At 67.8% G+C, this 8,442-nt stretch carries 7 protein-coding genes; 2 read left to right on the top strand and 5 right to left on the bottom strand.

Features of this window, described 5'->3' with window-relative positions; genetic code table 11:
- Positions 1-35 precede the first annotated feature (35 nt).
- The 3 genes from H5T65_13000 to H5T65_13010 are packed head-to-tail and all read right to left on the bottom strand — an operon-like array spanning position 36 to position 4,096.
- Complete coding sequence (locus H5T65_13000; protein MBC7260148.1) at positions 36-1,142, bottom strand: glycosyltransferase family 4 protein; 1,107 nt, start codon at positions 1,140-1,142, stop codon at positions 36-38.
- A 13-nt stretch (positions 1,143-1,155) separates the two neighbouring features.
- Entirely contained in the window at positions 1,156-3,696 is a 2,541-nt protein-coding gene (locus H5T65_13005; protein MBC7260149.1) for an alanine racemase, read from the bottom strand.
- Positions 3,697-3,724: 28 nt separating this feature from the next.
- Entirely contained in the window at positions 3,725-4,096 is a 372-nt protein-coding gene (locus tag H5T65_13010) for an EamA family transporter (GenBank protein ID MBC7260150.1), read from the bottom strand.
- A gap of 436 nt (positions 4,097-4,532) precedes the next feature.
- Here H5T65_13010 and H5T65_13015 point away from each other — a divergent pair, with 436 nt between their 5' ends.
- Entirely contained in the window at positions 4,533-5,381 is an 849-nt protein-coding gene (locus H5T65_13015) for a GNAT family N-acetyltransferase (protein MBC7260151.1), read from the top strand.
- 7 nt (positions 5,382-5,388) lie between these two features.
- On the top strand, positions 5,389-6,018 hold the full coding sequence (locus tag H5T65_13020; GenBank protein ID MBC7260152.1) for an HAD family phosphatase: 630 nt from the start codon (positions 5,389-5,391) through the stop codon (positions 6,016-6,018).
- Position 6,019: 1 nt separating this feature from the next.
- Here the strand turns inward: H5T65_13020 and rimO are convergent, their stop codons facing one another.
- Positions 6,020-7,354 carry a 30S ribosomal protein S12 methylthiotransferase RimO gene (gene rimO, locus H5T65_13025; GenBank protein ID MBC7260153.1) on the bottom strand — a complete coding sequence of 445 codons (1,335 nt, stop codon included), beginning with the start codon at positions 7,352-7,354 and terminating at the stop codon, positions 6,020-6,022.
- A gap of 66 nt (positions 7,355-7,420) precedes the next feature.
- Positions 7,421-8,218 carry a helix-turn-helix domain-containing protein gene (locus tag H5T65_13030; protein MBC7260154.1) on the bottom strand — a complete coding sequence of 266 codons (798 nt, stop codon included), beginning with the start codon at positions 8,216-8,218 and terminating at the stop codon, positions 7,421-7,423.
- Between the last annotated feature and the right edge of the window lie 224 nt (positions 8,219-8,442).

The following is an 8,442-nucleotide window of genomic DNA, read 5'->3' on the forward strand; positions in this document are numbered from 1 at the left end:
GGGGGAACGAGGGGGTGAGGTCGCCCACGCCCACCTCACCGATTCAGCATCTCCCGATAGACGCGGTAGGTCTTCTGGGCCACCTGCGCGTGCGTGAACTCGGCCAGGACGCGCGCCCTCCCGGCCCCCGCCAGATGCCCCCGCAGGTCGCGGTCGTCGCGCAGCCGGACGAGCGCCGCCCGCAACGCCTCCACGTCGCCCTCCGGGAAGACCAGCCCGGCCTCGCCGATGACGTTGGGAATCTCACCGCTGTCGGAGCCGACGACGGGCACGCCGCACGCCATGGCCTCTATGAGCACGCGCCCGAACTGCTCCTTCCAGTTGGGGCGCGTGAGCGAGGGAAGCACCAGCGCGTGCAGCCGCCGCAGGTAGGCGGGCATCTCCACCGAAGGCACCCGCGAGTAGAAGGCCACTCGCGACGCGAGCCCCATCGCCTGCGCCCGAGCCTCCAGTTCCGCGCGAGCGGGGCCGTCGCCCAGGTACACCAGCCGCCAGTCTCCATCCATCCCCGCCATGGCCTCCAATAGCAGCGCCACGCCCTTCTCCGGCACCATCCTCCCGATGAACCCCACGGTGAAGGGCAAGGCGGGGTCGGGCAGGTTCTCGTCGGGCGCGAACCGCTCGGTGTCCACGCCGAACTGCGGGATGACGGCAATCGGCCCCGAGAACCCCTTGGCCCGCAGCACGGCGACGGCCTCCCGATTCCCCGCGATGGCATAGGCCGCGTGGCGGTAGTTGTACGCCTCCATCCAGCGGAAGGGGGGCGGGTAGCGCCGCAGGATGTTCTGCCACGTGAAGAACAGTGCCCTCGCGCCGACCGCACGTGAAAGGCGCATCGCCTGCCACGTGGCCAGATTGTAGGGCTCCTCGTCTATGTGCACGATGTCGGGGCGAAAGGCGCGCACGTGGCGGCCGAGCGTGGGGTAGAAGTGCAGGTGGTAGTTCCCGTTGAACGCGATGGGGATGGCCTCCAGGTCGTAGCCCTCGGTGTGCGCGCGCTCCAGGGGCACGCGCCCGCCGCGATCATTCCACGCGGGCGGCACCAGCACCTTGAGCGTCATGTCGGGCACGCGGGCCAGTTCCTCCATCTTGCGCTGGTAGATGCCCACCAGGCACGCCTTGGAGATCATCAGCACGCGCATGGCTCACCCCGCCTCAACTCACGCGAGGCACGCGCGCCAGGATTTCCGACACCACCTCGTAGTTGATGGTGCCCAGGCGCGCGGCCACCTCATCGGCGGTGATCTCCTCCTGCCCCTGCCGCCCGATGAGCACCACCTCGTCGCCCTGACGCACGTCGGGGATGTGCGTAACGTCTATCATCGTCTGATCCATGCACACGCGGCCCACGACGGGCGCGCGCCGCCCTTTCACCAGCACCTCGCCCCAATGCGCGGGGGCGCGGCGGAAACCGTCGGCATAGCCCACGGGGATCACCGCGATCGTGCGCCAGTCGGGCGTCCGATAGGTGCACCCGTAACTCACGCACGACCCGGGCGGCAGAAGTTTCACCTGGGCCACCTGGCACTTGAACGACAGCGCGCGGCGGAAGTCCGACGGGCACGACACCTCTGGCGACGGGTTCAGCCCGTACAGCGCAATGCCAGGGCGAACCAGGTTGAACCGCGACTCGGGGATACTGAGCATGGCGGCGCTGTTGGCCGCGTGGACGTAGCGGAACGAGAAGCCGGCGTCGCACAACTCGTCCAACACCGCTTGGAACGTCGCGAGTTGCGTCCTGGCGTAGGACTGGTCGGCGAAGTCGGCGGTGGCGAAGTGGGTGAAGATGCCCTCTACCTCCACGTTCGGCAAATCCTGCAGCGCGCGCACGAACGGCAACACCTCGCCCGGCAGCAGCCCCAGGCGGCCCATCCCCGTGTCCACCTTCACATGGACGCGGGCGCGGTCTCGCAGGTCCGCGGCGGCCCGATTGAGCGCCTGCGCCACATCCCACGCGAACACCGTTACGCGCACATCGTGCAGCACGGCTTCGCGGGCCTGCCAGGGGGGAGTGAACCCGAGGATGAGGATCGGCGCGGTGATGCCCGCGCGCCGCAACTCCACCGCCTCGCCCAGGCAGGCCACCCCGATGCACGCCGCGCCGTTGTTGAGGGCCGTGCGGGCCACCTTCACCGCGCCGTGGCCGTAGGCGTCGGCCTTCAGCACGGCCATCACCTCCACCCCGGGCCCGGCGATCTCCACCAGGCGACGGACATTGTGCGCGATGGCGTCCAGGTCTATTTCCACCCACGTGGGGCGCCCCGGCCGCACCAGCCGCACGCGCTGCCAGGCCGAATTCTGGCGCACGAGGACGCGGCTCGCCGTCTCGGGCGCGGCCAGCAGCGCCGCCACGACCTGCTCCATGCGAAGTTCCTGCGCGCCCTTCACCAAGACGACGCTCCCCGGGCGCAAGACCTTCTCCACCGCCGCCACGGCGTCGCCCGCCGTGTACGTTACGGCAACCGCATCCGCCGGCAGCCCTGCAGCCTCGGCCTCCATGGCGATGAGGCGGGCCAACTCGCCCTGCGTGATCAGGTAGTCCACCACGGCGGCCGCCTTGCGCCCAACCTCGCGGTGATAGGCTTCGGCATGGTCGCCCAGTTGGAGCATGTCGCCCAGGACGGCGATGCGGGAGCCGCGCGGGAAGTCGGCCAGCGTGCCCAGGGCAGCCATCACGGCGGCCGGGCTGGAATTGTACGAGTCGTCCAGGATGAGGGAGTCCCGCTTGCCCGGCAGGGGGTTGAGGCGGCCCGGCTGCGGGCGGAACTCGGCCAGGCGCTCGGCAATCTCGTCCAGGCCCATGCCGTACACAAGCCCCACCGAAGCGGCGGCGAGGGCCGTGTACACGTGGTGCCGGCCCAGAAGCGGGCAGCGAACGGCCACCCTTTGCCCGCGGGCCGCCAGCGTGAACGCGATCCCCTCCGGCGATGTAGCGATGCCCTCGGCCCGCACTTCAGCGTCGGCGCCAAGGCCGTAGAAGAGCACACGCCCCCGCGTGCGCTGGGCCATGGCGCGCACGCGCTCGTCGTCCCCGTTCAGGACGGCGTAGCCCCCCTCGGGCAGCGCCTCCACCAGGCGCCCTTTCTCGGCGGCAATCTGCTCCAGCGACCCCAGGTACTCAATGTGGGTCGGGTTGACCGTGGTAACGACGCCGACGCGCGGGCGCGTCAGGTCGGCCAGCAGGCGGATTTCGTCAAACCCGTCGCACGCCATCTCCAGCACGGCCACCTCGTGGGTCGGTTCCAGCCGTCCCAGCGCGATGGGCAGCCCGTAGCGCCCGTTATAGTTGGCGTAGTTGCGGAACACGCGAAACCGCCCGCCCAGGACGTGGGCGATGGCCTCCTTCGTCGTCGTCTTGCCCGAACTGCCCGTGATCCCCACGACCTCGGTGCCGAACTTGCGCAGGATGAAACGCGCCCAGTCGGTTAGGGCCTGCTGCGTGTTCTCCACGACCACGAGAGTTGCGCCGAAGGGGCTGAGGTCAAACTCGCGCTCGGCGACGACCCCGGCGGCCCCCCGCCGACAGGCGTCCAGCACGTAGTCATGCCCGTCGCCGGTCTCCGTCTTGACGGCCAGGAACAATTCCCCCGGATGGAGCAGGCGGCTGTCGTAACAGAAGTCGGCGAACTCGCGCTGGAACGTCGGGCCGTGGACACGCCCCCCCGTCGCCTGAAGCCAATCGTCCAGCTGAATCATGCGCGCCTCCGGGCTGCACCTACGCGGCTCATGCCCTGGCCACGATGTAGACGCCGATGAGGATGAGCGCGATCCCCACCCAGCGCATGGCGGGGATCGGCTCCTTGAGCAGGAGGTGAGCCAGCAGCGGCGTGAACACGTAGGTGGTCGCCACGAGTGGATAGGCGAAACTCAAGTCCAGCCGCGACAGAACCACAAGCCAGATGAGCGTGCCGATGATGTAGAGCGCGATGCCCGCCAGGATAATGGGCGTCGTGAAGATGCGCACCAGTAGCGGCAGCGGATGAGCCAGGGCCGCGGCGTCAATGCGGCCCACCTGGGTCATGCCGGTCTTCAGGCTCAACTGGCCGAACACGCCGATCAGCACGGAAACGAAGATAAGCGCAAGCGATTTCCACATGGGACGTTCACCCCTCACTGTAATACGTGCCTCCATATTCTATCGGCACGGCGGGGGAACGTCAACTTGCCTCCTCTGCGGCTGGACACGTAGGGCGGCTTTCCATAGCCGCCGACGGGCAGGGGCAGGCTAACCGCTATCCACGAATAACACGAATCTACACGTATGGAGAATACTCGTAGGGCGGCTTTCTATAGCCGCCGGAGGCAGGGGCAGGCTAACCGCTATCCACGAATAACACGAATCTACACGAATGGAGAATACTCGTAGGGCGGCTTTCCATAGCCGCCGACGGGCAGGGGCAGGTATGGAAACCCGCCCTACGTTCTGTTTTCCATTCGCGTAGATTCGCGTGGATTCGCGGTTACCGCTCCGGGGTTGACGCAGGGCCGCCTCGGTTGCATAATGTAAGCAAAACTGCAGGTTGGGATGGGCCATGTTCTCCGGAACTGTGCAGCGGGCGGTTGCCGCCGACGTGGAAGACATAGAGTGGCTGTTCTACGAAGCGCGGCTGCGTTTCCTGCGGCGGTGGCTTTCGGATTTGGCCGAATGCGCGGCGAACCGTCTACTGTTTGCGGGGTTGAGGCGCGGGCAGGTGCGCGCGGCCCTGGCCTGCTCGCAGCAAAACCCAGAGGTGTACAACATCTGCGGCGCCGCCTTTCTGGAAGAGGACGACGTGGAAGCCTTCCTGGCCCCCCTGCTCCAACTGGCGATGGGGCGGCTGGCCGAACTCGGCGCGGCCATGCTCACCTATGTCGGCACAGAGGATTGGCTGGCGAGGCGGCTGTCGTTGGCCGGGTTCACCATCGCGGAATCCGTGGTAACGTTGCTCAGGGCCAGCGCAGACGTGCCGCCGCTCCAACCCGAAAGCCCCATCCGCATCCGCCGCCCCGACGAGGCGGACATCGCGGCCATCGCCCGCGTGGACAAAGAGGCCTTCCCCACCGAATGGCACTACGGGGAATCGGCCCTGCGGCGCGCCCTGCACGCGAACGATGTCTTCCTGCTGGCCGAAGACGCCGGCATCATCGGGTACGCCTACGGCGACGTCCAGGCCGGCTCCGCTCACCTGACCCGACTGGCCATCCACCCCAACCGCCAGGGCCACGGCGTGGGCGCGGCGCTCCTGGCCGAAGCCATGCGCCAGTTCCAGGAGCGAGGCGCCTGGTGGATCACCCTCAACACCCAGCGCGGCAACGCCGTCTCGCAGCGACTGTACCAGCGGTTCGGGTTCCAGCCCATCGGCCAGTCGGTTCCCCTGCTCGTGCAGCGCGTTCGGAGATAGGCCCAACATGGCCGGCGCGGTGAAAGCCATCGTCTTTGACTACGGCGCGGTCTTCACGTTTGAATGGCGCACGCGCAAATTCCTGGCGGAGCACGATCGCGCCCTCGGACTGCGCCCGGGGACTTTGTTCCGGTACTTCTTCAGCGGCGAAGCGTGGGAACTGGTCTCCACCGGCAAGATCAGCGAGGACGAGTACTTTCGGCGGCTGCAAGCGGGGTGGGAAGGCCCCTGGCCTGCGGGGCTGGAAGAACTCCGACACGGCGGCGCGCCGCTGGAGGGCCTCAACGGGCGCGTGGTGCGGCTTGCCGTGGCGATCCGTCGCCGCTACAAGGTCGGCCTGCTCAGCAACGCCACCATCAGCCTGCGCGGCCTGCTCAGCGAACTGGGCCTGCTGGACCTGTTTGACTTCGTGGTCATATCGGCCGAGGTCGGACTCCGCAAGCCCGACCCGGCCATCTTCCACCTCACCGCCATCGTGGCCGAGGTGGACATCTCCGAGTGCCTGCTGGTGGACGACAAGGAGCGCAACACCAGCGCCGCGATGGCTGCCGGCATGCAGGCTATTCGCTTCCGTTCCGCCGCGCAACTCCAGCGGGAACTGCTGGCGCGGGGCCTGCTGGATGCGCCGGTGTTCTGACCTACGCGGGCGGGCGGATGACCTCGCCCAGGAGATCGTACTCCATGGCCCCTGTGATACGCGCCCGGACGAAACTCCCGACCGGCTGCTCTCCGGCCATGAGCACCAGGCCGTCAATCTCCGGCGCGTCGCGGTAGGTACGCCCCACGCTGATGCCATCGCCGCAGCCGTCCACCAAGACATCCATTTCCCGCCCGACCAGCGCCTGATTCCGTGCCCGCGAGATTTCCTGCTGCAACGCCATGGCCCGTTCGTAGCGGGCCTGCTTCACCTCGTCCGGAATCTGGCGCGGTAGATCGGCCGCCGGCGTCCCGCGCTCGCGCGAGTACCGGAAGACGCCAACATGGTCAAACCGCGCTTCGGCCATGAAGTCCAGGAGCGTCTGGAATTGGGCATCGGTCTCGCCCGGATAGCCGACGATGAACGTGGTGCGCAGCGCGATGTCGGGCATCGCCTGCCGCAGGGACTCCAGCAGCCGCCGCACGGCATCCATATCCGAGGGGCGGCGCATTCGCTTCAGGACGGTCGGATGCGCGTGTTGCAGCGGCATGTCCAGATAGTGGCACACATTGGGCAACTGCGCCATGGTCTCTATCAGTTCCGGCGTTACGAACTGTGGGTAGGCGTACATCACGCGAATCCACGGGACGTGGGGGAGTTCCGCGCTCAAAGCGCGAAGCAGGGCAGGCAGGCTTTCGCCGCCCAGGTCGCGGCCATACGACGTGGTATCCTGGGCGATGAGAATCAACTCGCGCGTGCCCGAAGCCGCCAGCGTCCTGGCTTCGGCGAGGATGGCCTCCATCCGTCGGCTGCGGTAGGGCCCCTTGATGCTGGGAATCGTGCAGAAGGCGCAGGCTGCGCTGCATCCGTCGGCGACCTTCAGGTAGGCCGAAGCCTGGCGTTCCAGGCGCGGCATGGGAGCGCTCTGACACCAGGGGCCCTGGGTCGGGTCGGCGGGGTCGCCTGTCCAGGCCAGGCGTGCGCGCGTGGCCCGCGCCTGCGCCACCAGATGGGCGATCTCGGCCCAGCGCCGCGTGCCCAGGATGGCGTCAATGCCCTTCACCTTGGCGAAGAGCGCCTCGCCCTCGCGCTCGGACAGGCAACCGGCGGCGATGAGCACCTGGCCCGGCCGCTTGGCCGAGGCCAGTTCGCCCAGCGTCGCCAGCGACTCATCCAGCGCGTCGCCGATGAACCCGCATGTGTTGACGATGAGCACATCGGCGCGCCTGGGCCGGTCCGTCGGCTCAAACCCGGCCGCCGCCATCTGGCGGTGAATCCCCTCGGAGTCCACCACATTCTTGGGACAGCCCAGGGTCGTCAGGTAGAATTTGGGCATCTACAACCCTCACAAAGAAGCGAGGGGATTGTCCCCTCGCTCTCCCAATCTCGCCAGCGTGTATGCCTAGGGCGTGGCGGTGGGCGTCGGTTGAGTCCCCTCCGCCAGCCATTCGCTGACGATGACCTCACCCGCCTGGCCGAGGACGCCCACATGCTGCCCGTTGACCGTTACATCCACCGCGCCCGCGTTCCCAATGCGCGCCACGATTTTCCGCGCCGCTTCCCACTCCTGCGTCTCGTCCTCCAGCAGGCCCGCGTACACCACCACATCGTCGGCGACGATCTGCACCCACGAGCGGCCGGTAACGACGAACTGCACGCGGACGCCTGACGTCGGCGCGGGGGTGCCGGTCGGCTCCACGGCAGCGGTCGGCGAGGGCGCGGGCGTGAACGTTGGCGTCGGTTGCGGCAGCGGGGTCGGCGCCGGGGTCGCCGTGGAGGTAGCCGTCGCCTGTGGAGCGGTCGGCGCCAACCCAAGCCACGAGCGCCACGGAGTGCGGACGACCGCCGCAGCCAGGAGCAGAACGCCCGCCACAATCGCCAGCCCCATGATGACGGGCCACAGGCTGCGCCTGCCCTCCATGGGGACTTCTACCAGCGGAACGGAGGGGAGTTTGGCATCCACCGGGGTCGCCGCAACGGCATGGTAGAGCGCCAGGACCTGCTGCGGGTCAAGCCCCAGGTAGGCCGCGTAGGTCTTCAGGAACCCCTTGACGTAGGCCGGAGCGGGTAGCGCCCCGTAGTCCTCGTTTTCCAGCGCCACCAGGAACTTGTAGCGGATACGCGTATCCGCTTCCACCTGTTCAAGGGACAACGATTTCTTCTCGCGGGCTTCGCGCAGGAGGTTCCCGAGATCGCCCATCAACACCCATCCCCCATGATATCCGCCTCGCGCACCGGCAGGCCACGATACTATATACCGACGCCAGGCCCCTGTCAAATGCTCTGCGGCCTGTAACCGCGAATAACGCCAATCCACGCGAATGGGAAACAGAGGGCAGCCCTTACGCTATCCGTGCGCGGCCCGTATGTCCAACCTCACCTTACCCCTCCCACACCCTCCCCTTTCCTCTCCGCGCGCGGAGA

It is taken from the genome of Chloroflexota bacterium (genome assembly GCA_014360805.1).
Classification (GTDB): domain Bacteria; phylum Chloroflexota; class Anaerolineae; order DTLA01; family DTLA01; genus DTLA01.

Bases quoted from the DNA above. Each gene is read 5' to 3' on its own strand.
- H5T65_13000 (MBC7260148.1), bottom strand. From the start codon at position 1,142: ATGCGCGTGCTGATGATCTCCAAGGCGTGCCTGGTGGGCATCTACCAG.
- H5T65_13005 (MBC7260149.1), bottom strand. From the start codon at position 3,696: ATGATTCAGCTGGACGATTGGCTTCAGGCGACGGGGGGGCGTGTCCAC.
- H5T65_13010 (MBC7260150.1), bottom strand. From the start codon at position 4,096: ATGTGGAAATCGCTTGCGCTTATCTTCGTTTCCGTGCTGATCGGCGTG.
- H5T65_13015 (MBC7260151.1), top strand. From the start codon at position 4,533: ATGTTCTCCGGAACTGTGCAGCGGGCGGTTGCCGCCGACGTGGAAGAC.
- H5T65_13020 (MBC7260152.1), top strand. From the start codon at position 5,389: ATGGCCGGCGCGGTGAAAGCCATCGTCTTTGACTACGGCGCGGTCTTC.
- rimO (MBC7260153.1), bottom strand. From the start codon at position 7,354: ATGCCCAAATTCTACCTGACGACCCTGGGCTGTCCCAAGAATGTGGTG.
- H5T65_13030 (MBC7260154.1), bottom strand. From the start codon at position 8,218: ATGGGCGATCTCGGGAACCTCCTGCGCGAAGCCCGCGAGAAGAAATCG.